Consider the following 23,484-nt stretch of genomic DNA (forward strand, 5'->3'; position numbering starts at 1 on the left):
TAATGAATACAGAGATCATAAAACGGTTTATTTTTATGGGCGCACTAATGCTGAGTAATTTAGTGTTTTCCCAACGAGACGTAAATGCCTATAAATATGTGATAGTGCCTGAACGGTTCGATTTTCTGAAATCGGCTAATCAATACGATTTAAATGCACTAACCGGGTTTCTTTTCAAGAAGTATGGTTTCAACACAATCTATCAGGAAACCTATCCTCCTGATCTTAGTTCCGATTATTGTCTGGCGCTGAAAGCAAATGTTACGGATCGCTCCAGCATGTTTGCAACCCGATTAACCGTTACCCTGGAAGATTGCAAGGGAAACATTGTTTTTACTTCTAAAGAAGGAAGAAGCAAAGAAAAGGACTTCAAAATCTCATATCACAATGCACTCCGGGATGCATTTTTGTCGGTTGAGGAGCTTAACTATACCTATTCGCCACAAACCTCCCAGGTAGCTTTATCTGAAAACGAAGTAAATACAAAAGAGATCGCTCAGGAAGAAATAATTCCTGAAGTGCAAGTAGTTGCTTTTCCGGAAGCAGCCGGTACATACCCTTTACTATATGCTCAATATAAAGGGACAGTATTACAGTTGGTTGATACTACCCCCAAGGTGGTTTTTAGTCTGTTAAAAACTTCTATGAACACCTTGTTCATTATAAAGAATAAAAAAGGGGTTTTTTATAAAAAGGGATCGATATGGATAGCTGAGTTTTATGAGGGAGACCACATGGTACAGGAGTCATACGATGTGAAATTTTAATACGAGTATTTGTCTTTCCAACGCGACTTTAAAAATTCTTTTACCGCAGTTTCTCTTGGAGATGTACCCGGTATATAAAAAATGGTTCCGGAGAGTTCATCAGGCAGGAATTCCTGTTCTGCGAAATTGCGCTCATAATCATGGGCATATTTATACTCTTTTCCATAACCAAGGTCTTTCATTAATTTGGTAGGAGCGTTTCTAAGATGCAACGGAACACTAAGGTCTCCGGTTTCTTTTACATTTCTTATGGCTTCATTAACAGCAGTATAAGTAGCATTGCTCTTAGGAGAAGTGGCTAGGTAAATGGCACATTGACTTAAGATGATCCTTGCTTCGGGATAACCTACAGCAGTAACTGCCTGAAAAGTATTATTAGCGATTACCAGCGCTGTAGGGTTGGCGTTACCAATATCTTCAGAAGCAGCTATGAGCATTCTTCGGGCAATAAATTTAACATCTTCTCCGCCTTCGATCATCCGGGCAAGCCAGTAAACGGCCCCATTGGGATCACTACCCCTTATAGATTTAATAAAGGCAGAAATAATATCGTAATGCTGTTCGCCTGTCTTGTCGTATAAAACCGTATTTTTTTGTACTTTTTGAAGTACCATTTCATTAGTGATTACAATATTCTCGTCCTGATGCCCTGTATTAATGAGTAATTCAAAAATATTGAGAAGTTTACGGCCATCTCCTCCCGATAAACGCAATAAAGCTTCCGATTCCTTTATTTCAATTTTTTCCCTTTTTATTTCAGGGTCGGTTTCCATAGCCCGTTGTAATAAAGCTAAAAGATCGTCTTTGTCAAACGGTTTGAGCACATACACTTGACACCGGGATAACAATGCAGGTATAACTTCAAAACTGGGATTCTCTGTAGTAGCCCCAATAAGAGTAACCCATCCTTTTTCTACGGCACCTAACAGGGAGTCTTGTTGTGATTTACTAAATCTGTGAATCTCGTCTATAAAAAGAATAGGGTTGGCTGTAGTAAAGAGCCCGCCACTAGTTTTGGCTTTTTCAATGACCTCTCTTACATCTTTCACCCCTGAACTAATGGCACTGAGTGTATAAAAAGGTCTTTTAGATTCATTCGCAATAATATGGGCAAGCGTAGTCTTGCCTGTTCCGGGAGGGCCCCATAAAATAAGTGAAGGAATACTCCCTTTTTTAATTTGCATGGTAAGCACACCTGTTTCACCCACCAGGTGTTTTTGACTTACATATTCACTCAGGCTTTTAGGCCGTACCCGTTCTGCTAAAGGTTCATTCATATTTCAAATGTACTAATATTTACATGACATTTTTTCACATGTATTTTTTTGGAGTTGTTTTTGATTATTATTAGAAAAATAATGCCTATGAAAGAGGTTTCCGGTTTTACATTTTCAAACAGAGTGATCGTATATCCTTTCCTTGCCGTTTTATGTATTTGGGTAGTATATTGGTTTGAAATACGCTTTGGTTTTGACTTTACCAGTTATGGGATACGCCCCAGGACAATCTCAGGACTAAAAGGGGTGGTTTTTAGTCCTTTTATTCATAGCTCAGCCGAACATTTATACAACAATACATTCCCTTTGTTATTACTTATGGGGTCTCTTATCTATTTTTATCGCAGTATTAGCGAGAAGATTATTTTATACGGGATATTATTATCGGGAATACTTACATGGCTCATAGGTAGGGATGCATATCATATTGGGGCCAGCGGACTGATATATTTGCTTACGAGTTTTATGTTCTTCAAAGGTATATTTACCGGATACTACCGCTTGATAGCGGTTTCTTTAATTGTTGTTTTCCTTTACGGAAGTCTTATCTGGTATCTTTTCCCTATAGATGACGGTATCTCCTGGGAGGGCCATCTTGCAGGTTTTGTTACCGGTCTGCTATTTTCACTGGTGTTTCAAGGAACACATTCTGTAGAAACGATCCCAGATCAGGAAAATAATAGAGAAACAGAAGATGCCTTCTTAAAACATTTTGATGAAGACGGTAATTTTATACCCACCAGTGAACTGGAGAGAAGAAAAAATGAAGACTCTCATGATGTAGGCTGAATTATCTGACGCGGCACTTTCTACCGGAAGGTATTACAAGCAACAAAAATGTTTAAATAACTCACGGATATGCTTATTGAGTATTGCCATTTCAAAATGCATTGGTAACTACATTTACTTAAAGATTTTTTAATTGTCGTAGTGGCGTAAAAAAACCACCTAAATTCAGGTGGTTTTAAAGACTAATTTAAAAGAATTAAATATAATCAAATAGTGAGTTTTACAACTATAAAACGGTATAATTGTTTGATATTGACAAGACCTATCGAAGTAATCATCCAGAGCAAAATTCTTTGCATGGGCTACCACAGGCAGCAATACCGTTACTCAGTTTACAACACAGAGAAATAAAGATATTGGTACTCTTAAAGCCCTGTTGTGTTTTCCCTTTTGATATGTTTTTTTTCGTACAAAGAAATTTCCCGCTTGCAGAAATATTAAGCAGGATGTTTAGCAATATTTTGAAATTCAATATTTTAGTTTGCTAAACATCCTGCTTTTCTTGTTTTAAGAATGAGTTTTTTATATAGAACTCATATTAATTCTGATCATTATTAGTTAGGTTTGGATTGGCATCAATTTCTCTTTGAGGGATTTTAAAAATCCACTCATTATTAACTGATGGTCTTTCCTGTTGAAAACCAGCCTGGTAAAGAACTTGTGATGCCCCAGAACCTCCATCGGCGGCATGGTCAATACCTTCGTCCCAACGTATTTTATCGGTATATAAAAATCCTTCTCCCCATAGTTCTACACCGCGCTGAAACTTAATATGATCCATCAATGCCGATTGAGTGTTGTAAATAGAAGCATCATAATTACTATCCCGGGCAGAGCCTAACACATCAAGTGCTGCCTGGGCGGGCCCGATATTACCTAGCATGGCATGGGCTTCGGCTTCAATAAGATACATTTCAGAAGAACGCATATAAATAATGTCATCCGGTGCATTAGTACCAGGGGTTTCCTGACGGAATTTCACGTGCATATACGGGTGAAGATTATGTCTGGAGGATATATTATATGTTGCTCTTATTTCCGCGTCCCTTTGATTAAAAAGATCCTCATCTGTATAATTGGGATCATTTCCAAACCCGCCTTCGCCATTGGCTGCAGATGTATTGGTGTTGGGAGCATCTGCTAAAAACAGATCTTTTCTATAATCTGTATCAGGTATTTGGTTATACAATCTTCTGTCAATGATCTTTGGATTATTCCTGATCTGGCTTCCCTGGAAATCGTTAGATATCCAATAAAAATAGGAGCGGAAAAATACGGTTTCTGTTTCAATCACCTCACTTCCCCAAATAACCTCGGGAAGAGAGAACGAATTGAAGCCTGACTTGTATTCTGCTTCATTCATTAACCGGAAGCCAGCACGTGCCTCCACAGCGGCATCAGCAGCCGTTTGCCAGTCACCCATAGATAAAGCTACTCTTGCCAGTAACCCGTAAGCAACGTTGATATTAAGCTGTTCTCTTCGTGATGGAGATCTTTGAGTTGCGTTTTCAAAATAGGTAATGGCCGTATCAAGATCATCAAGTATTTGATCATACACTTGCTGTACAGTAGATCTCGGTTCACTGGTAAAAGGCGACTCTGTGGTAAACAGTATTGGCACACCTGCATCTGATTGCGGGTTCCCGATCAGGTATCCTCTGGCATAATGCGTAACTAAGGAAAAATAAGCAAAAGCTCTATAGGTATGCGCCTGGCCCAAAACCTCTCTTAATCTTTCATCTTCTGGTATATTACCGATGGCAGCAGCATTAATTATTTTATTAACGCTACCAATAACATGGTAACGCTGGTACCATAATTGCTCGGAAGTATTTGAAAATTCCTGTGTATGCGATATCCATTGCAATTCATCCTGCCAGCCTAAATTATTTGCCCGGGCGCTATGAATAACACCTCCGGACATATTATCGCCCAGGGGTACCCAATAGTGGTTACCGGACCGTGCACTGGTACTCCCGGGAATTAAGGTCTGAGGTTGTGCATATTGAAAACGATGCAGCCCGTCAATAATACGTGACATATTTTCAGCGGTTGCTAAGGCATCTTTTTCCGAAATAGCATCCGTAGGGGTTGTTTCTAAAAAATCTTTAGAACAGGAAGTAATAGCCAAGGCTATACTTAACAATAAAGGAATATATTTTTTTCGTAACATGATCATTTTTTTAATTTTTACATTCAAATTAAAATGCGACATTTATACCTAAAGAGAAAATCCTTGGAGGATTAAAGGCGTTTCCTGCGGGATCTCCCTGCAAATTAAATTGCGGATTTAATCCATCTCTTTTACTTTTTATAAATAAGTTTTCTCCGGAAAGATTAATACTTATACTATCAACATCAATAGCTTCGGCAATACTACCATCAAAAACATAGCCTATGTTTACATTCCGTAGTGACCAGAAAGAGGCATCGGTTAAAAACCTGGAAGATTCTGTTTGAACCAATGTTACGTCTCCATTTTCCATTCTTGGTACATTAGTAATATCACCCGGTTGTCGCCATGCATTCAAAATATCAGGGTGTAAAGAGCGACCGAAAGTACCGCTATGCATCATGGCAGCATAACCTCTGTCAAGAAACTTACCTCCTATACCATAAGTAATTAAAAAGCTAAAAGAAAAACCTTTGTAAGAGAAATTGTTTAAAACCGAGCCAAGAAAATCAGGAATAGAACGATCACCCGTGTAGGCTCTTTCGGTCTCCCGCCAGTCATTAGTGGTCTCCTGGTCCCCATTCTCATCCAGAACCGGTACAGTGTTACCATCGGCATCTGTCTCATATAGGTAATATAACTGATCGCCGTTTTCAGGATCAACACCTGCCGTACGGAACAGGAAGAAATCAAATCTTGAGCGGCCTTCTTCCCAACGATTAATGTCTTCAATAACAATGGGGTTAGGGATACGGGTGATCTCATTTTTGAATGTTGATCCCTGTAAGTTTAGGTCCCACTTAAAGCCGTTTTTATTTACTATATGCCCTGTTAGATCGATTTCCCAGCCAGAGTTAAACATATCTGCTGCATTATCAGGGAAAATGCTCAGCCCGTTACTTAAAGCAATGGGTACATTGAAAAGCAGATCGGTAGAGCTTCTTTTATAATATTCAACAGAACCGTCCAGGAAATTGTTAAACATCGTAAATTCTACTGCAACATCAAAATTCTCAATAGTTTCCCACTGCAAATCTTCATTTCCTATATCAGACCACACGATTGCCGGGCTGCCGGCATTGGAAGTCAATGTATATCTGGCCTGAGATATAAAGAAATCCAGTAGATCATCATTTCCTACTTCACCATAAGAAGCTCTTAGTTTTAAGAAGTTAACAAAAGGAACTTTTTCCATAAATTTTTCCTGGCTAAGAATCCAGGCTCCACCTACAGAGTAAAATGTACCCCATCTGGATTTGGCATCAAATACAGAAGAGCCATCTCTTCTTACTGATGCGCTTAAAAAATATTTATTGTCGAAATTATAATTGGTCCTTAAAAAATACCCTTCGAGTGTCTTGACTGTAGTAGATCCGCCTATACTTACAGGTTGAGCGAAGTTGTCAAACTCAAAAATACCTTCTGCTACCTGCTCTATTGCCAGGGCATTATTACTTGAAAATGTTCTTTCAAAGCTTTCGTGCCCCGCAGTAATATCTAAATTATGATCGCCAAAACTTTTTACGTAAGTTAAGATCTGATTAAAGTTTTCAACATCTCTTCTAAATCTGGTTTCACTATATCTACCTGTAGGGTCAGCATCTCCAATACGGGCGTTTTCATACTCTTTTTCGAGACCTTCATTAATATCTCTACCGTAATTAACCCTGAAGTTTAAACCTTCTAAGAGCTTAAAGTCTGCATACAATCTCACACCATAGGTATTGTCTTTATCTCTTTCATCATTTAAAAGGAGTTCCTGAATGGCATGACGTCCCTGGAAGACGGGCCTGGAGCCTATATTAAGTTCTGAGAAGCCTTCTCCATTGTCAAAAACCGGATTACCGGCAGCATCACGGATTAGATTACCCTGTTGGTCGTTAACAAAAACAGGATATATGGAACCTATATTTTTTGCAAAACCGAAAGGGTTGGCAATATTCCCTGTTCCTGCAGCAGTAGGCCCTACAGCTTCTGAGAGAGTAATGTTGGCGCTACCTCCAAGAGTGAGCCATTCCTTAGCATCAAATTCTGCATTCAGACGCATAGTCAAACGCTCAAAGTCTGCTCTTCTAATAAATGATTCTTCACTTAAATAAGAAGCAGAAAAGAATACTTTGCTTTTTTCGCTACCGCCACCAACATTTACATTATAATTTTGACGTACGCCCGTTCTTTCTAAAGCATCATACCAATCTAGTGATTGATATACAACTTGTGCATTAGGATTTAGCCTTCCGTCTGTACCAACAATCTGGTCATTTGGTACGTTAAATGGATTGTATCCCAATTGGGTATAGATGTTTTCTGATGCAAAAGCAGGATCGCCACCACCAGCTCTTGAATTTCTCAGTGCTTCCCACATGGTTTCATAGTATTGGCCGGGTGTTACCTCTTCATACCATGGCAGTGCCCTTGTAACTATACCTGTCTGTGCAGAAAAATTTACTTTGATCGCACCTCCTTTAACTCCGGATTTAGTAGTGATCATGATAACTCCGTTAGCAGCTCGTGACCCATATAAGGATGTAGATGCCGCATCTTTAAGAACCGTAAATGATTCAATATCTTCCTGGTTAATAGTATTAAGATCACCCTCGTATTGAATACCATCTACTATGATCAATGGGTCTGATGAACCATTAAGGGTACCCACACCTCTTATCACAATATCAGGCGAAGAACCTGGTTGTCCATTTGCAGCTATAAATTGTACTCCGGTGGCCCTACCTTCAATAGCAGCAATAGGCGAAGTAACATTTCTTGTAAGAAGCTCTTCTGCACCTATTACATTAGCAGAACCGGTAAATGCTTCCTTGGTAGTGGTACCGTAAGCCGTTACAATAACTTCATCTAGAGCAGCTACGTCATCTTCCATAGCTACATTAATAACATTAGATGTACTTACTGCTCTCTCCACACTCTTCATACTTACATATGAAAATAACAGAACATCACCTACATTTACAATAATAGAGTAGTTTCCGTCAAAATCTGTTTGGGTTCCCTTAGATGTTCCCTTTACAACTACAGAAACACCCGGTAGCGGTAAACCATCAGAGGCTGAAGTAACGTTCCCTGTTATGGTTTTTTCCTGCGCCGATAAAAAATTAAGCATTAGCGTACACACCGCTAATGATGCGAAAAGCTTTAATTTCATAAGATCGATTGATTTAAGTTAATTTTAACAAAAATCGCAAAAAAAAAGAAAAAAAAACTCTTTTTATTCAGGTTTAACATTATTTCAGTGCGCAATTGTCAAGCCCACAGGTGTTTAGAACTAATGGTAAAAGGTTAGACTACCGGTTTTACCGCTACGGTAATCTACTCTGTGTATTTCCAATTGTGTTATTAAACCAAAACCCGGAAGTTTGCTTCTGGTGTTGGTGTAATTGTATTTATAAGCACAGTATAGCTAATATATGCAATGTAAATAACTGACGGATACAAAGTCGTAGCCTTTGGATTGAAGGTAAGAAAAAGTGAATGCCATCACTAGGTAAGCAAACTTCTCTGGCGCAGTACTTCGTATAAGAATGCACCGCATGCTACGGAAACATTTAGAGAACCTATGGTTCCCTTCATGGGTAAACGGGTCAATTGGTCTGCGGTTTTTAAAATGGCATTAGACACAACACTGTCTTCTACTCCCATGACTAGGGCAAGCGGAACAGTAAGATCGGACTCATAAATGGTATCTGAGGCTTTTTCTGTAGCGGCTACTACTTTTTACACCTGAAGCCCGTAGATAATGCAACTATCTCAAAAAGAATACGGAATACTGGAAAAGAACAGAAAAGAGAAAGAATAGTAAAAAACTTGTCTTTCTCCTTCAAAGAGTTAAACTGGTATTATCCCTCCCACACATATTGCCAACTACATTGTACTGAACCATCATCATTCCCATGCTCTGGAAAGTGTTCAGTATCTACCACATAGCCTCCTTCACAAACCCATTTACGTGACCAAGCACCCCCATTAATTCTTTGTAGTTGTTCTTTGCTTAAAAGTTGTCCAAGGTTTAAAAATTTTTCTAGCATAATAGATTTGGTTTAAAGTTTATACTATTGAAAGATAATAAAAATAAAAACTAACTAAAAACAGCAAATAACGAAAACTTATGATAAATCAATTAGCAAAAGAGATTCATTCGAATGATGTAGAAAAAGGATTCTTATGAGGACAAAAAACATTAGTAAAATGCCGGCTTTGATTCATTCAGAAATGAGCGAAGCGTTAAAAACTGATAAAAAATATAGGTATTGCGAATTAGACAATGAAAATTGGATGATTCATGGCGTGACTTTAAGAGAGTATTTGCAATGTGATGATATACGGTTATTATCTGTTTTTGAAATGTCAATTAAGACACTTTCGAGGATGAGCTTGCACATACCAAAAAGGGCAGAGGAGCACTGCATAGGGTGTTTAAAATACCTTATGCACAACCTGATGGTAGAACATTTCAATCAGGTGGGCGATGAAAATCACTTATATTCTAGGCAGGGGTCGGGTCTTTTTTACCTGTGTGCTATCCATCTACTTATGCAGCCAATACGTGGCAGGTTGTTGCTATCGAACACCATTGGACGGAATTATAATATATCCAAAACACTTATAGTAAAAACTATGGTTTAGTTTTTTAAAGCCAAAAAGAGCGAAGATCATTATCAGACAGGCTAATTTCTCTGGCGTAGTACTTCGTATAAGAATGCACCGCATGCTACGGAAACATTTAGAGAACCTATGGTTCCTTTCATGGGTAAACGGGTCAATTGGTCTGCGGTTTTTAAAATGGCATTAGACACACCACTGTCTTCTGCTCCCATAACTAGGGCAAGCGGAACGGTAAGATCGGACTCATAAATGGTATCTGAGGCTTTTTCTGTAGCGGCCACTACTTTTACTCCTGAGGCCTGCAGGTAGTACACAGCATCTTTTAAGTGGTTTACTTTACAGATGGGAATATTAAAAATAGCACCTGCAGAGGTTTTTACGGTATCAGCAGTAATGGGGGCACCACCTTTAGAGGGCAGTATGATGGCATGGACTCCCGTACATTCAGCAGTTCGTATAATAGCTCCCAGGTTTCTTACGTCGGAAAGGTGATCTAAGATAAGGAACAAAGGGGTAACGCCTGTTTCAAATACATGGGTTACCACATCTTCCAGATTGTGAAAGTCAACCGGAGCTATTTGCGCTACGATTCCCTGATGGTTCCCTTTGGTAAGTCTGTTGAGTTTTTCCAGAGGCACATAAGAGGTACTGATGTGGTGCTTGCGGATAAGAACCTCCAGTTCATTAAAAACAGGGCCGCGTAAGCCTTTCTGAACAAAAACCTTATCGATTGTTTTACCGGAGTTTATAGCTTCTATCACAGCACGAATGCCGTAAATGGTAGTTTGATGTTGCATAGGGCGCAAATATAGGTAAAAGCATAATTATACTTTTAGAAAGGAGCTTTATTGGAAACAAAAAGCTGCCCGGGAGGGCAGCTTCTCTACAGTATAATAAAAAATAATGGTTTGAATAAACTTTTACAAGCTTATCCATTACAAATGTTGAGGACAATTTCTCCCGGAGTTGGTCCGGGTCCATCGGCCGCAGCGGTTTCCCCGGTGGGCGCAATAAGGACGTACGAATGTTCATCTTCAAAGCTGCCTGGGGTGTATGTAAAGGTTAAAGAGGTGGTTCCCGGGGGAACGTTGATAGTAAATACACCTACACTTCCATCTTCTATAGTATAATCGGTACTTACCCCGTCAATGGTTACGGTAATAAATGCACCGTCCCAGCCGTCTCCAAAACTATCTTCTATGGTGAGTTCATAATCACCGGGAACGGGTGCTGTGGGTACACATTTTATATCCACACCATAACGAAACGGAGATCTGAAAAAGGATCCTGACTGCACAGTACCGGCAGCATCTGCAAAGCTAAAAGACCGGCCATCGGTTAAATTAAGAACAAACCGGAAATTAAAACGATCTCCGCCAAAGAACTGCCCGGTGCTTAACCCTACAGCATTTTTTACTTCCTCAAGACTAATGGAATACGTGGCTCTGGGCAGCCCGAAGGGCCCTTCGCTAAATGCACTGGCTTCAAGTGTGGTAAGCATAACTTCGTCTTTAGAGAAGTCCGTACCATCGGCATCATTATTATCGATAAAAGTAACCAGTACATCAACTGACTCCAACAGGCCCCCGTTTTGGGTATCCTGTTCTTCAAGTGTAACAATAAACTCTGAGCTTTCGTCAAAGACATTAAAGGTGCCACTGGTAATCTCAACTGTTCGTAAAATGGCACCTCTGGTTGTATTTTCAAACAACTTATCAATGGCATTATCGTCATTGCTGCAAGACAGTGCCAGGGCAGAGAGACCTAATGCGACTATTTTATTTATTTTTCTCATTTCTTGACAATTTTAAATTATTAGTTGGCAACGGGAAACCCTGGAGATCCCGGATTCGTATCCCAAAACACTTGTTCGGTAACATCGTTTCTAGGTTGAATAGATGAGTTGTTAAGTGCATTGGCCGGATAACGTAATGATCGCATAAACCCTCCTGGTTGTGGCTCTCTGTTAGGTTGTAAGGTGGTAGGGAACCCTGTTCTTCTATAAAAATTATAATTAGGGGTACCGTTTCCGAAAGCAGCAACCCAAAATTGTTCAGAAAGAATATTCCATCGATCCTCATCAGAGCCTGCTGCGCTAAAGTCTGCGTTAACATTATTTATATAATCTTGAATATCGGTGGATGTGGGTGCAAATGAAAGATCAGCGTCTCCATCCAGGCCTCCAAATGTTACTACTTTGGCTATAGATTTTTGCAATCCATCCAGCACAAACTGCTGTGCCCCGCCAGGGTCATTATTTATCATGGCTACTTCTGCCCTCATAAAATCTACCCAAGAGGCCAACATGATCGGAGTAATTCCTGCACCACCGCCACCCAGGCCTTGTTCTACTCCTTCAAAACGATCATCGTCAAACATACCGGCAGCAGGATACACACCGTAAATAGTTCTCAGCAGCCCGTCTGGTGGAATACCTTCATCATCACCGTGGTCGCGACCCCAATATCCATTGGGCAGACTACAGAACGTAAACCCTCCGTCAACGTAATGCAGAGGCGCATCTTGTAAAGAGCAGCGCAGACTTTCTTCATCTGGTGCCGTACCACCTTCTCCGGGCATAACGGCTACCTGGCGGTAGAAATAGTAGCGTAATCTGGGATCATTACTCTCCTGCATATAATTCATTAACCAGTTTGACATATAGGTTATTCCCCCGGTAGGAGTATAATTATCTGCATAACTGGGATGGCGATTGTCGGGTTGTGCTTCGTTGGTGCCCCAGGGAAACTCAAAATCATCTGCGGTATCTGTAATATAATCTCCGGAAGTAACTATGGCATTAAACTGATTTAGTGCATCGGGATTAACGAGACGACTCTGGAGATAGATCTTCATTTTGAGTGTATTCACCAGTTTTATCCACTTGTCATAATCATTATTGTAAAAGAAATCATTTTCTGGTTCTGATGACGGGTCATCCAGATTGAAGTTGATAATTGCCTGATCGAGAAGTGCTAAAGCGGCTGCATAAATATCTTCTCCGTTATCTAATTTAGGATTCAGATTTTCTGGTGCCTGAACAGCTTCTTCGTAGGGTACATCACCAAAATAATCTACCAGAGTAACCATAAGGTCGGCTTCTATTACATTGGCAATGGCAAGGTGTCTGTATTGTCCGGCTTCGGTTGCCAGAGGTTGCATTGCCCGTATATCGGCAAGGACCTCGCGGTAGGCATCATCCCATTCATCATCAAAATCTACGGGAGCGAAGGCGTTGAGATAGTTTCTTTCCAGTAATACATCCATACGTACAAGACGGCTTCCTGTAAAGCCAATATTGTCTATGAAATCTCCATATCTAAGCTGAATGGCGGTCAGAAAGAAGTCCACATTAGCCTGTTCCGGAGTGAGGAAGTTCGGGTTTTCTGTCAGATCAAGTTCGGTAGTTTCGCATGAGTTTAAAACCAAACCTGAAAACAGTATCAGCGTTATAAACTTATATATTCTTTTCATTGTTATTGTTTTTAAGTTTTAGAAAGTGGCTTTTAAACTAAACCCATATCTTCTGGAACTTGGACCGTTCAGGAAATCGAATCCCTGTGCATTACCCACACCGGCCCCCGCTACATTGGGATCAAAGTTTACACCATCGGGTGTGTTAATGGCATCAAACCAAAGGTTAAAACCTGAGACTGTGAAAGAGAGTGAGCCAAAAGGTGTTTTTTCAAGATATTTACTGGGTACTGAATAACCCAGAGAAACTTCCTGTAAGCGTATTACTGAGGCATCATAGATATTTAACTCGGCAGGGCCAAAAAGAACATTGTCAAAGTAATAGCCTGAATTGTTGATCTGTACATTATTAGGCTGTCCGTTTTCCTGTACTCCGGGAAGTATAAAGGTATTCTCTCTATCAACGGTATCTGTGGTTAGACCACGACCCAGCAGGGTAGCGATGGTTTGACTGTAAATATCACCGCCGTGAACGTATGTAAGAAGGAAATTGAAATTGAAATTTTTGAATGAAAAACTATTTGAAATGTTAAGGTTCCAGTCAGGAATGGCATCTCCAATAACAAAGTTCCCTTCTTCGATAATATAATTTCCCTGGCTGTTTACTACGAAGTTACCGTCATCGTCTCTTTGAATACGGCTCCCGACAATGGATCCCAATGATTCACCTTCTATGGCAGCATTGGCAGCAAGCCCGTTAATACCGGCATATACCAGTAATTGAGCGTCGTTTTGTCCCAGATCATTCACGACCACTTCGTTGGTGGTCCAGTTGGTGTTAATGCTCCAGTTGAGTCCGCCTTCTTCAGATGAGCGGAAAATATCAACCCCCAGGTCAATTTCAAGACCGTTACTTTCAATTTCTCCAATATTGGTTTGTGTAAAGGTGAAACCTGTAGAGGCATCAAGGTCCTGATCTACGATAAGATCACGGGTAATACGTGTATAATAAGAAGCATCTAATGAGACTCTGTTTTTAAATAAACGGGATTCAATACCTATTTCAATTTCATCAAGTCTTTCCGGTTTCAGATCGGGATTTCCTAAAAAAGGATCGGTGGTATTAGATACTATGAAAGAACCTCCGTCATCTACCCATCTTTGTGTATCAAGACGCAAACGGGAAGCCACGGGATATCCGGTAGGAAAGTTGGCAGAGGTTCCATACCCGGCACGTATTTTCAGGTAGTTTACATAATCGTTATTCTTTAACGCATCGACAATGCTTGTGGGAATAAACGAGAAGCTGGCACTTGGGTAGAATATGGAACGATTATCCTGTGTTAAATTGGAAACCCAGTCATTCCTTCCGGCAAGGGTAAGGTAGAGCCATCGGTCATAATCAAAATCTACCTGCCCGTAAATACCGGTTATATTTCGTTCCTGGAAAAACTGTATTTCATCTTGTAACTGGAAGTTAAAGTGTCTGAACACGTCAAATACCTGTTGGCCTGCACTCCTTACACCATTTCTATCGAGTACTTCTCTACGGGTAGTAGCCCCCAGGTTGAAAGACATACCTACTTTATCTGACAGTTGATATTGTCCTGAAAGTATGAAGTTGTGATCCCAGATGGTATTGGTGTCATTCCAGGTCTGGTATATTCCACTTCGCAGGATCACATCATCAGAGACCCCTCCTTTATTCTGTTGGTTTATATTATTGGTACTACTCACATCTACTCCCAAACGATAAAGGATGTTTAGGTTGTCATTGATTTCATATTGAATGGTACCGTTACCAAAAATACGGTTGGTTATTTGTTGAACTTTAGCGTTAAAAACGGTCCATAACGGGTGTTGTATACTGTTATTTTGACGGTAGTAAACACTGGCTCCGGTGAGTGGGTTTTCATAGGGAAGTCCCATCACATCCACACTTCTGGGAGTAAAAAAGATATTTGAGAATACTGAAGAACCGGTACTCCCTTCAAAACTTCCCACTACTCCAAAAACAGCATTCCCATCACCGGCAGCTACCGGAGGAGATCTGAAATCGGTACGTGTATAGTTTAGGGTACCGTTAACACTGAATTTATTGTTTAGATCGGCTTTACCACCAATACCAAAAGTATTTCTTATTACTTTGTTTTCTGGTGTAAAACCTTCATCATCCAGGTGGCTAAAGTTAATATTGAAGGCATACCTGCCGTCATCGGAAGCACCTCTGTAGTTAATAGCGGTTGTTTTTGCCACTCCGGTACGGAAGAAATCTTCGACACTGTTATAAGGTCTCCATTCGTAGCGAACTCCGTCAAATTCAGGAAATGCCTGAGGAATACCGGTAGATGCGGCAGCGGTTGAATAAGGGTGAGGTAAGGTGCCATTCTCATCAAATGAGGCGCTGTTTCCCCATCCGGCAATACCATCTCTTTGAAAACTGGGCCCCCAGTTACTAAAAAACCAACCGAAAGACTGATCAAAACCGTTCCCGTATTCATTTTGATAATCAGGCATAGAAGCGATTTCATTGAAGAAAAGCGAGGAGGTAACGGTTACTTCACTTTTTTTGCGTGAAGCTCCGGCCGCACCGTTTTTGGTAGTGATGAGAATCACCCCGTTTCTACCGGCTGTTCCATACAGGGTGGCCGCCGCCAGACCTTTTAACACGTTAATGGTTTCAATGTTATTGGGGTCCAGATCAAAAAAACGACTGGAACCTAAATTACCATTAAGGAAATCATTCCCTGCGTTATCATCACCATCGGCTGCACCTGCGGTGTTGGTATCACTATTAAAAGGTACACCATCTACAATAAACAGCGGTTGGTTACCACCGCTAAAAGAGCTAAGCCCTCTAATAATAATGTTGGTACCCGACCCCGAAATACCACTTTGTGCGGTGATTTGAATACCAGAAGCTTTACCGGTTAATACTCTACCAAGATCTCCCTCGGCCCGTTGCTCCAACTGATCGGCTTTTACCTCAGACACTGCATACCCCAGTGCCTGCTTTTCTCTTTTGATACCCTGGGCGGTCACGATGACCTCTTCAAGTGCCTGGGCATCTTCTTCCATTTGTACATTAATGGTATTGGAGGAACCAACGACTCTTTCTGCAGCTTTTTGGCCCACGTAGGTAAATAGAAGTGTTTGCCCTACTGAAGCCTGAATGGTATAATTACCATCAAAGTCTGTTTGAGTACCATTGGTAGTTCCCTTTACGATAATATTTACCCCCGGTAAAGGAACGCCTGCTTGGTCAGTAACCGTACCTGAGATAGTCTTTTCTTGCGCAAAGGAAACATGCACAATTAATAACGCCAGAAAAAGCGTTAGTAATCCACTAAACTTTGTTCTCATTTTTTAAATTATTTGAATTAGCTATGACCAAAAGTCATAAATTCAAGTTAAAATTCCAATTTTTTTGTGAAGAAAAAGTTAAATGGATTGAGAATTCATAATGATTCAAAAAAAACATTAATAAAATGATAATACAATAAAGGCCTGATTTTTACACATAAGATAGTGTTATATACATACTTAACTGTTTAAAAATGTAGATTTTACAATTAAACTTTAAGGTTTTTTCGTGTTAATAATTTATTAGTTAAAACGGAAAAACAAGAAAGAAATCTTTTTGGTAATGAAAAATGGGTTTTCTGAAAAATGAGGAAGAAGGGTGTTTTTTTTCAATAAAAAATGCTTTTTTTTGTATGCATATATCTTAATTGAGTGCTGTCTTTTTTTCTGTTTGAAATCAAAATGGAAGCCCACTGCTTTAAGCATCGTTTTTTATAATATTAATAGTCGTTGAAAATTAATCTCTTATGGTTTGAATAGTTTAAAAATATTTCTACCTTTGCAACCCTCAAAAACGAGGGTTTTTTATATTTATATTAACTGTAAAGTAATTTATGCCAACAATTTCACAATTAGTACGAAAAGGAAGAGCCAAGATTACCAAGAAGAGTAAATCGGCTGCTTTGGATTCGTGTCCTCAAAGAAGAGGTGTTTGTACGCGTGTTTACACTACTACTCCTAAGAAACCAAATTCGGCCATGCGTAAAGTGGCCAGGGTACGTCTTACGAATGGTAATGAGGTTAATGCGTACATACCCGGAGAAGGCCACAATCTGCAAGAGCACTCGATAGTATTGGTTAGAGGCGGAAGGGTTAAGGATTTACCCGGAGTTAGATACCACATTGTTCGTGGTGCGTTGGATACAGCCGGTGTTGCCGGCAGAACTCAGCGCAGATCTAAATACGGAGCTAAACGCCCTAAAGACAAAAAGTAATACAAACTTTTAACGAAAAGAAATGAGAAAAAGACAGGCTAAAAAAAGACCTCTGTTGCCAGATCCCAGGTTTAATGACCAATTAGTGACCAGGTTTGTGAATAACCTTATGTGGGATGGTAAGAAGTCTGTAGCGTTCAAAGTATTTTACGATGCTATTGACATTGTAGATGAAAAGAAGAACAACGAAGAAAAAACGGCCCTTGAATTGTGGAAAGATGCATTATCTAATGTAATGCCTCATGTAGAAGTGCGAAGCCGAAGAGTTGGGGGGGCAACCTTTCAGATCCCTATGCAAATACGACCAGATCGTAAAGTTTCTATGGCTATGAAATGGTTAATAGGGTATGCCAGAAAGCGAAATGAAAAGTCCATGTCGCAAAAACTTGCGGCCGAAATTCTTGCTGCTGCCAAAGAAGAAGGAGCGGCAGTTAAGAAACGAGTAGATACTCATAAAATGGCTGAGGCAAACAAAGCATTCTCTCACTTTAGATTTTAAAATTCCTTATAGAATTAAACAAAAATGTCAAGAGATTTAAAATTTACTAGAAATATAGGTATTGCTGCGCATATTGATGCAGGTAAGACCACTACTACCGAGCGTATTTTATTTTACACCGGAGTGAGTCATAAAATAGGAGAGGTGCATGATGGTGCAGCTACTATGGACTGGATGGAGCAGGAGCAGGAGCGTGGTATTACTATTACTTCCGCTGCTACTACTTGTACATGGAATTTCCCAACGCAACAAGGGCAATTGACCAAGGAATCAAATCCTTATCATTTTAATATAATAGATACTCCCGGCCACGTAGATTTTACTGTGGAGGTAAATCGCTCTTTGAGGGTTTTAGATGGCTTGGTGTTCTTGTTTAGTGCGGTTGACGGGGTAGAGCCTCAGTCAGAAACTAACTGGAGGCTTGCAGATAATTACAAAGTACCTCGTATGGGCTTTGTAAATAAAATGGACCGCCAGGGAGCAAACTTCCTTAATGTTTGTAAGCAGGTAAGGGAGATGCTTAAATCTAATGCAGTACCTATTGTTTTACCTATAGGTGATGAGGCAGATTTTAAAGGGATCGTAGATCTTATTAAGAATAGAGCCATTGTATGGCACGATGATAACTTTGGTTCTACTTATGATATAGTCGATATTCCTGAAGATATGACTGATGAGGTGAAGGAGTATCGCGCTGCACTTATTGAAGCGGTAGCAGAATATGATGAGGCACTTATGGAGAAATTCTTCGAAGACGAAGAGTCTATTACCGAAGATGAGATCCACAAGGCGCTTCGTGCAGCCGTTATGGATATGAGTATCATTCCTATGGTGTGTGGTTCTTCTTTTAAAAATAAAGGAGTTCAGTTTCTTTTAGATGCTGTTTGCCGTTATTTGCCTTCGCCTATTGACAAAGATGCTATTGTAGGAATCAATCCGGATACAGAGGAAGAAGTTTCCAGAAAACCCGATCCTAAGGAGCCTTTTAGCGCACTTGCTTTTAAGATTGCTACAGACCCTTATGTAGGGCGTCTTGCATTTTTTAGAGCGTATTCAGGTAGGCTGGATGCCGGTTCATATGTGCTGAATACACGCTCCGGAAATAAAGAGAGAATTTCACGTATTTACCAAATGCATGCCAATAAACAAAACGCCATTGAGTATATTGAGGCGGGAGATATAGGCGCAGCGGTTGGTTTTAAAGATATTAAAACAGGTGATACCCTTTCTAATGAAAAACATCCTATTGTTTTAGAAAGTATGGTATTCCCCGATCCGGTTATTGGTATTGCGGTAGAGCCCAAAACCAAAGCTGATGTTGATAAGCTGGGTATGGCACTCGGAAAGCTTGCCGAAGAAGATCCTACTTTTCAGGTGAAAACCGATGAAGCTTCCGGGCAAACCATTATATCTGGTATGGGAGAACTTCACTTGGATATTATTGTAGACCGACTGCGAAGAGAATTTAAAGTAGAAGTAAGTCAGGGACAGCCTCAGGTAGAATACAAAGAGGCAATTACAGCTTCGGCAGATCACCGTGAAGTTTACAAAAAACAGACCGGTGGCCGTGGTAAATTCGCAGATATTGTATTTACTATGGAGCCTGCTGAAGAAGGTAAATCAGGTCTTGAGTTCAAAAACGAAATCAAAGGAGGTAATATACCAAGAGAATATATTCCTTCTGTTGAAAAAGGCTTTAAAGAGGCTATGAAAAATGGTCCTTTAGCTGGTTTTGAAATGGATTCTATGAAAATTGTTCTTAAGGATGGTTCTTTCCACCCTGTGGATTCTGATTCACTTTCTTTTGAACTGGCAGCCAAAATAGGTTATAAAGCAGCAGCAAAAGCAGCCCGCGCTGTTCTTATGGAGCCTATCATGAAGCTGGAAGTACTAACTCCAGAAGAAAACATGGGGGATATTGTAGGTGATCTTAACAGAAGACGGGGGCAGGTTAATAATATGGATGACCGGGCCGGATCTAAAGTGATTAAGGCAGAAGTGCCTCTTTCTGAAATGTTTGGATACGTTACTTCCCTAAGAACACTTTCTTCCGGTAGAGCAACTTCTGTTATGGAATTTTCGCATTATGCTGAAACTCCTTCTAACATCGCAGAAGAAGTTATTAAAGCAACTAAAGGAGTAACCGCCTAATACTATTGAAAATGAGTCAGAAAATCAGAATAAAACTGAAATCATACGATCACAGCCTGGTAGATAAATCTGCAGAGAAGATCGTTAAAACGGTAAAAACTACCGGAGCAGTAGTAACGGGTCCGATTCCGTTACCAACACACAAGAAAATATTTACGGTATTGCGTTCACCGCACGTAAATAAAAAATCAAGAGAACAGTTTCAGTTAAGCTCTTATAAAAGACTTCTGGATATTTACAGTTCTTCTTCTAAGACCATTGATGCGCTTATGAAACTGGAATTGCCCAGCGGAGTAGAAGTGGAGATTAAAGTGTGATATCGTAAAGAATAAAAAGATTCAGGATCGATGGTCGTATTGATCCTGAATTCTTATGAATAATAACTATTTATTTAATATTTAATTTATGTCTGGGTTAATAGGTAAAAAAGTAGGCATGACCAGTATTTTTGACGAGAACGGGAAAAATGTTCCCTGTACCGTTATTGAAGCTGGTCCATGTGTAGTTACCCAAGTCAGAACCGAAGAAGTTGATGGGTACAATGCTCTGCAACTTGGTTTCGATGACAAGGCAGAAAAGCGTGCTAATAAGTCCGAAATGGGACATTTTAAGAAAGCAGGCGTATCTCCCAAGAAAAAAGTTGTTGAATTCCAGGGTTTTGAAGGTGATTACAAGTTAGGTGATACCGTTATGGTAGATCACTTTATAGAAGGAGAATTTGTTGATGTATCAGGTACATCAAAAGGAAAAGGGTTTCAGGGAGTTGTTAAAAGACACGGTTTTGGAGGAGTTGGTCAGGCCACGCATGGTCAGCACAACCGTCTCAGAGCTCCGGGATCTATTGGAGCGTCTTCATATCCTTCCAGAGTATTCAAAGGAATGCGTATGGCAGGAAGAATGGGCGGTGAGAAAGTAACAGTTCAAAACTTAAGAGTATTGAAAGTAGTTCCTGAAAAGAACCTTATTGTAGTAAAAGGTTGTGTTCCGGGACACAAAAATGCTTATGTAATCATTCAGAAGTAATGGAATTATCAGTATTAGATATAAACGGAAAAGAAACCGGTAGAAAAGTAACGCTTTCTGATGAGGTTTTCGGTATAGACCCCAACACGCATGCTGTTTATCTTGATGTAAACCAATACCTGGCCAATCAACGCCAAGGTACGCATAAAGCTAAAGAGCGTGCTGAAATTGCAGGGAGTACCCGTAAGATAAAGAAGCAAAAAGGAACAGGTACTGCCAGAGCCGGTAGTATAAAGAATCCTCTTTTTGTTGGTGGAGGTAGAGTTTTCGGGCCACGTCCTAGAAGCTATTCAAAAAGTCTTAATAAAAATGTAAAGAAAATTGCTCGAAAATCGGCTCTTAGTATAAAGGCCAAAGAGCAATCTATAGTGATACTTGAAGACTTTAGTTTTGAAGCTCCCAAGACCAAAGATTTTGTCAATGTTTTGAAAGCGTTGGGATTAGAAAATAAAAAATCTTTGTTTGTGTTGGGCGATTCAAATAATAATGTATATTTGTCGTCACGCAATTTAAAGACCTCTGAGGTTGTAACTAGCTCAGAATTAAGTACTTACAAAATAGTTAATGCAAATAATTTAGTGTTTGTAGAGGGTGCTTTAGAAGGAATTGAATCGAATTTAACTAAATAAGAAGCCAAATGAGTGTGTTAATAAAACCCATTATTACGGAGAAAATGACCGCTGAAAGCGAAGCGTACAATCGCTATGGTTTCATTGTAGATTCAAAAGCAAATAAGCTGGAGATTAAAGATGCCGTTGAGTCGGCTTATGGCGTATCTGTCGAAAAGGTAAGAACCATGAATTATGGTCCTTCCAGAAAAACCCGCTACACGAAAACCGGTATCCAACATGGAAAAACCAGTGGTTTTAAGAAAGCCATTATTCAGGTAGCAGAAGGTGATGCCATTGATTTTTATAGTAATTTATAAACTGAAGACAACAAATGTCAGTTAGAAAATTAAAACCGATTACCCCGGGGCAGCGTTTTAGAGTAGTAAACGGATTTGACGCGATTACTACTGATAAGCCGGAGAAAAGCTTGCTTACTCCGTTAAAAAAGTCTGGGGGAAGAAACAGTCAAGGAAAGATGACCATGCGCTACAAAGGTGGTGGTCATAAAAGAAAGTACCGTATTGTTGATTTTAAGAGAAACAAAGTAGGTGTTGAAGCTACGGTAGATTCCATTCAATATGATCCTAACAGAACTGCCTTCATAGCATTAATAGTTTATGCAGATGGAGAAAAGAGTTATATCATTGCTCAGAACGGATTACAGGTAGGTCAAAAAGTAATTTCCGGGACCGGTTCGGCTCCGGAAATTGGAAATGCGATGCCTCTTAGTGAAGTGCCTCTTGGTACTATAATTTCTTGTATAGAGCTTCGCCCCGGTCAGGGAGCGGTAATGGCTCGTTCTGCAGGTGCCTTTGCTCAGTTAATGGCGAGAGAAGGTAAGTATGCAACTATTAAGCTTCCTTCCGGAGAAACCCGTATGATAATGTCAGATTGTCTGGCTACCATAGGGGCGGTGTCAAATTCAGATCACCAGTTAATTGTGTCTGGAAAAGCCGGTAGAAGCAGATGGTTGGGTAGAAGACCAAGAACCAGACCGGTAGCTATGAACCCTGTTGACCACCCAATGGGTGGTGGTGAAGGAAGAGCTTCCGGAGGACACCCAAGATCAAGAAAAGGTCTGCCTGCCAAAGGTTTCAGAACACGTTCTAAAACCAAAGCGAGTAATAAGTATATTGTAGAACGTAGAAAGAAATAAAAGTAGAAAAAGATGGCACGTTCATTAAAAAAAGGACCTTACGTTCACTATAGTCTTGAAAAAAAGGTTCAGCAAAACGTAGAATCCGGTAAAAAAGCAGTTATCAAAACCTGGTCTCGTGCTTCTATGATTACCCCGGATTTTGTAGGTCAAACCATTGCTGTTCACAATGGCCGCCAGTTTGTTCCGGTATATGTTACCGAGAACATGGTGGGGCATAAGTTAGGAGAATTTTCACCAACACGTTCTTTTAGAGGGCATGCTGGTGCAAAAAATAAAGGAAAAAAATAACAGGAAGCCATGGGAGTTCGTAAAAAAGAAAGAGCAGCGCAAATAAAAGAAGCCAAACGTAATGTGGCATTTGCAAAGTTAAATAACTGCCCTACTTCGCCTAGAAAAATGAGGCTTATGGCTGATTTGGTGAGAGGTGAGAAAGTAGAAAAGGCACTTGCTATTTTAAAATTTAGTCAAAAAGAAGCATCCCGAAAACTGGAAAAACTTCTTTTGTCTGCTATAGCTAACTGGCAGGCTAAAAATGAAGAAACCACTTTGGAAGAGGCAGATCTTTTTATTAAAGAGATCAAAGTAGATGGAGGCGCCATGTTGAAAAGACTGCGTCCTGCACCTCAGGGGAGAGCACACAGAATAAGAAAGCGCTCCAATCATGTTACACTTGTGCTTGGAGAATCTAATAATACACAAAGCTAAG

21 protein-coding genes are annotated in these 23,484 nt (G+C 40.0%); 12 read left to right on the plus strand and 9 right to left on the minus strand.

From position 1 onward, the window contains the following. The first annotated feature begins 2 nt into the window (after positions 1 to 2). Positions 3 to 767 (plus strand): hypothetical protein, encoded by a 765-nt coding sequence (locus WAO84_RS02940; RefSeq protein WP_340063539.1) that lies wholly within the window; start codon positions 3 to 5, stop codon positions 765 to 767. On the opposite strand, the gene WAO84_RS02945 is transcribed toward WAO84_RS02940, so the two are convergent. After that, positions 764 to 2,044, minus strand: coding sequence for a replication-associated recombination protein A (locus WAO84_RS02945; RefSeq protein WP_340063540.1), 1,281 nt, complete (start codon positions 2,042 to 2,044; stop codon positions 764 to 766). The two genes, WAO84_RS02940 and WAO84_RS02945, sit on opposite strands and share 4 nt — an antisense overlap. 87 nt (positions 2,045 to 2,131) lie before the next feature. Here WAO84_RS02945 and WAO84_RS02950 point away from each other — a divergent pair, with 87 nt between their 5' ends. Next, the gene (locus WAO84_RS02950) at positions 2,132 to 2,833 is read left to right on the plus strand and encodes a rhomboid family intramembrane serine protease (protein ID WP_340063541.1); all 702 of its coding nucleotides are present in this window, start codon (positions 2,132 to 2,134) and stop codon (positions 2,831 to 2,833) included. A gap of 538 nt (positions 2,834 to 3,371) precedes the next feature. Here WAO84_RS02950 and WAO84_RS02955 read toward each other — a convergent pair. The 8 genes from WAO84_RS02955 to WAO84_RS02990 all read right to left on the minus strand — a co-directional run bounded on the left by WAO84_RS02955 (position 3,372) and on the right by WAO84_RS02990 (position 16,400). Beyond that, positions 3,372 to 5,006, minus strand: a complete 1,635-nt coding sequence (locus tag WAO84_RS02955; protein ID WP_340063542.1) for a RagB/SusD family nutrient uptake outer membrane protein — start codon at positions 5,004 to 5,006, stop codon at positions 3,372 to 3,374. Between the two features lie 28 nt (positions 5,007 to 5,034). Then, positions 5,035 to 8,166 (minus strand): SusC/RagA family TonB-linked outer membrane protein, encoded by a 3,132-nt coding sequence (locus WAO84_RS02960; RefSeq protein WP_340063543.1) that lies wholly within the window; start codon positions 8,164 to 8,166, stop codon positions 5,035 to 5,037. A gap of 335 nt (positions 8,167 to 8,501) precedes the next feature. Beyond that, the gene (locus WAO84_RS02965; RefSeq protein WP_340063964.1) at positions 8,502 to 8,699 is read right to left on the minus strand and encodes a TrmH family RNA methyltransferase; all 198 of its coding nucleotides are present in this window, start codon (positions 8,697 to 8,699) and stop codon (positions 8,502 to 8,504) included. A gap of 158 nt (positions 8,700 to 8,857) precedes the next feature. After that, a complete protein-coding gene (locus WAO84_RS02970; RefSeq protein WP_340063544.1) occupies positions 8,858 to 9,046 on the minus strand; it encodes a hypothetical protein in 189 nt (62 codons plus the stop codon). 639 nt (positions 9,047 to 9,685) lie between these two features. Next, a complete protein-coding gene (rlmB, locus tag WAO84_RS02975; protein ID WP_340063545.1) occupies positions 9,686 to 10,420 on the minus strand; it encodes a 23S rRNA (guanosine(2251)-2'-O)-methyltransferase RlmB in 735 nt (244 codons plus the stop codon). A gap of 131 nt (positions 10,421 to 10,551) precedes the next feature. Continuing rightward, complete coding sequence (locus WAO84_RS02980) at positions 10,552 to 11,418, minus strand: hypothetical protein (RefSeq protein ID WP_340063546.1); 867 nt, start codon at positions 11,416 to 11,418, stop codon at positions 10,552 to 10,554. Between the two features lie 20 nt (positions 11,419 to 11,438). Beyond that, a complete protein-coding gene (locus WAO84_RS02985) occupies positions 11,439 to 13,097 on the minus strand; it encodes a SusD/RagB family nutrient-binding outer membrane lipoprotein (RefSeq protein ID WP_340063547.1) in 1,659 nt (552 codons plus the stop codon). A gap of 18 nt (positions 13,098 to 13,115) precedes the next feature. Beyond that, positions 13,116 to 16,400, minus strand: a complete 3,285-nt coding sequence (locus WAO84_RS02990) for a SusC/RagA family TonB-linked outer membrane protein (protein WP_340063548.1) — start codon at positions 16,398 to 16,400, stop codon at positions 13,116 to 13,118. Positions 16,401 to 16,954: 554 nt separating this feature from the next. Here WAO84_RS02990 and rpsL point away from each other — a divergent pair. From rpsL to rplV, 10 genes are all read left to right on the plus strand, one after another. Further along, a complete protein-coding gene (rpsL, locus tag WAO84_RS02995) occupies positions 16,955 to 17,335 on the plus strand; it encodes a 30S ribosomal protein S12 (protein WP_340063549.1) in 381 nt (126 codons plus the stop codon). Between the two features lie 22 nt (positions 17,336 to 17,357). Then, positions 17,358 to 17,834, plus strand: coding sequence for a 30S ribosomal protein S7 (gene rpsG, locus WAO84_RS03000; RefSeq protein WP_340063550.1), 477 nt, complete (start codon positions 17,358 to 17,360; stop codon positions 17,832 to 17,834). 24 nt (positions 17,835 to 17,858) lie between these two features. Next, positions 17,859 to 19,985: an elongation factor G gene (gene fusA, locus WAO84_RS03005; protein ID WP_340063551.1), complete on the plus strand. Its 2,127-nt coding sequence runs from the start codon at positions 17,859 to 17,861 to the stop codon at positions 19,983 to 19,985. An 11-nt stretch (positions 19,986 to 19,996) separates the two neighbouring features. Continuing rightward, on the plus strand, positions 19,997 to 20,302 hold the full coding sequence (rpsJ, locus tag WAO84_RS03010; RefSeq protein ID WP_121062851.1) for a 30S ribosomal protein S10: 306 nt from the start codon (positions 19,997 to 19,999) through the stop codon (positions 20,300 to 20,302). 88 nt (positions 20,303 to 20,390) lie between these two features. Continuing rightward, complete coding sequence (rplC, locus tag WAO84_RS03015) at positions 20,391 to 21,008, plus strand: 50S ribosomal protein L3 (protein WP_340063552.1); 618 nt, start codon at positions 20,391 to 20,393, stop codon at positions 21,006 to 21,008. Beyond that, positions 21,008 to 21,637 (plus strand): 50S ribosomal protein L4, encoded by a 630-nt coding sequence (rplD, locus tag WAO84_RS03020; protein WP_340063553.1) that lies wholly within the window; start codon positions 21,008 to 21,010, stop codon positions 21,635 to 21,637. Before rplC ends, rplD begins: the two co-directional genes overlap by 1 nt. Positions 21,638 to 21,645: 8 nt before the next feature. Further along, positions 21,646 to 21,936 (plus strand): 50S ribosomal protein L23, encoded by a 291-nt coding sequence (gene rplW / locus WAO84_RS03025; RefSeq protein WP_340063554.1) that lies wholly within the window; start codon positions 21,646 to 21,648, stop codon positions 21,934 to 21,936. Positions 21,937 to 21,950: 14 nt separating this feature from the next. Beyond that, positions 21,951 to 22,775 (plus strand): 50S ribosomal protein L2, encoded by an 825-nt coding sequence (gene rplB / locus WAO84_RS03030; RefSeq protein WP_340063555.1) that lies wholly within the window; start codon positions 21,951 to 21,953, stop codon positions 22,773 to 22,775. Positions 22,776 to 22,787: 12 nt separating this feature from the next. Next, a complete protein-coding gene (gene rpsS / locus WAO84_RS03035; protein WP_013621716.1) occupies positions 22,788 to 23,066 on the plus strand; it encodes a 30S ribosomal protein S19 in 279 nt (92 codons plus the stop codon). Positions 23,067 to 23,075: 9 nt separating this feature from the next. Then, the gene (rplV, locus tag WAO84_RS03040; RefSeq protein WP_340063556.1) at positions 23,076 to 23,483 is read left to right on the plus strand and encodes a 50S ribosomal protein L22; all 408 of its coding nucleotides are present in this window, start codon (positions 23,076 to 23,078) and stop codon (positions 23,481 to 23,483) included. Position 23,484: the final 1 nt, after the last annotated feature.

It is taken from the genome of Ascidiimonas aurantiaca, from assembly GCF_037646345.1.
GTDB classification, from domain to species: Bacteria; Bacteroidota; Bacteroidia; order Flavobacteriales; family Flavobacteriaceae; genus Ascidiimonas; species Ascidiimonas aurantiaca.

Excerpts from the sequence above, each read along its gene's own strand:
- WAO84_RS02940 (WP_340063539.1), top strand. The coding sequence starts at position 3 with ATGAATACAGAGATCATAAAACGGTTTATTTTTATGGGCGCACTAATG.
- WAO84_RS02945 (WP_340063540.1), bottom strand. The coding sequence starts at position 2,044 with ATGAATGAACCTTTAGCAGAACGGGTACGGCCTAAAAGCCTGAGTGAA.
- WAO84_RS02950 (WP_340063541.1), top strand. The coding sequence starts at position 2,132 with ATGAAAGAGGTTTCCGGTTTTACATTTTCAAACAGAGTGATCGTATAT.
- WAO84_RS02955 (WP_340063542.1), bottom strand. The coding sequence starts at position 5,006 with ATGTTACGAAAAAAATATATTCCTTTATTGTTAAGTATAGCCTTGGCT.
- WAO84_RS02960 (WP_340063543.1), bottom strand. The coding sequence starts at position 8,166 with ATGAAATTAAAGCTTTTCGCATCATTAGCGGTGTGTACGCTAATGCTT.
- WAO84_RS02970 (WP_340063544.1), bottom strand. The coding sequence starts at position 9,046 with ATGCTAGAAAAATTTTTAAACCTTGGACAACTTTTAAGCAAAGAACAA.
- rlmB (WP_340063545.1), bottom strand. The coding sequence starts at position 10,420 with ATGCAACATCAAACTACCATTTACGGCATTCGTGCTGTGATAGAAGCT.
- WAO84_RS02980 (WP_340063546.1), bottom strand. The coding sequence starts at position 11,418 with ATGAGAAAAATAAATAAAATAGTCGCATTAGGTCTCTCTGCCCTGGCA.
- WAO84_RS02985 (WP_340063547.1), bottom strand. The coding sequence starts at position 13,097 with ATGAAAAGAATATATAAGTTTATAACGCTGATACTGTTTTCAGGTTTG.
- WAO84_RS02990 (WP_340063548.1), bottom strand. The coding sequence starts at position 16,400 with ATGAGAACAAAGTTTAGTGGATTACTAACGCTTTTTCTGGCGTTATTA.
- rpsL (WP_340063549.1), top strand. The coding sequence starts at position 16,955 with ATGCCAACAATTTCACAATTAGTACGAAAAGGAAGAGCCAAGATTACC.
- rpsG (WP_340063550.1), top strand. The coding sequence starts at position 17,358 with ATGAGAAAAAGACAGGCTAAAAAAAGACCTCTGTTGCCAGATCCCAGG.
- fusA (WP_340063551.1), top strand. The coding sequence starts at position 17,859 with ATGTCAAGAGATTTAAAATTTACTAGAAATATAGGTATTGCTGCGCAT.
- rpsJ (WP_121062851.1), top strand. The coding sequence starts at position 19,997 with ATGAGTCAGAAAATCAGAATAAAACTGAAATCATACGATCACAGCCTG.
- rplC (WP_340063552.1), top strand. The coding sequence starts at position 20,391 with ATGTCTGGGTTAATAGGTAAAAAAGTAGGCATGACCAGTATTTTTGAC.
- rplD (WP_340063553.1), top strand. The coding sequence starts at position 21,008 with ATGGAATTATCAGTATTAGATATAAACGGAAAAGAAACCGGTAGAAAA.
- rplW (WP_340063554.1), top strand. The coding sequence starts at position 21,646 with ATGAGTGTGTTAATAAAACCCATTATTACGGAGAAAATGACCGCTGAA.
- rplB (WP_340063555.1), top strand. The coding sequence starts at position 21,951 with ATGTCAGTTAGAAAATTAAAACCGATTACCCCGGGGCAGCGTTTTAGA.
- rpsS (WP_013621716.1), top strand. The coding sequence starts at position 22,788 with ATGGCACGTTCATTAAAAAAAGGACCTTACGTTCACTATAGTCTTGAA.
- rplV (WP_340063556.1), top strand. The coding sequence starts at position 23,076 with ATGGGAGTTCGTAAAAAAGAAAGAGCAGCGCAAATAAAAGAAGCCAAA.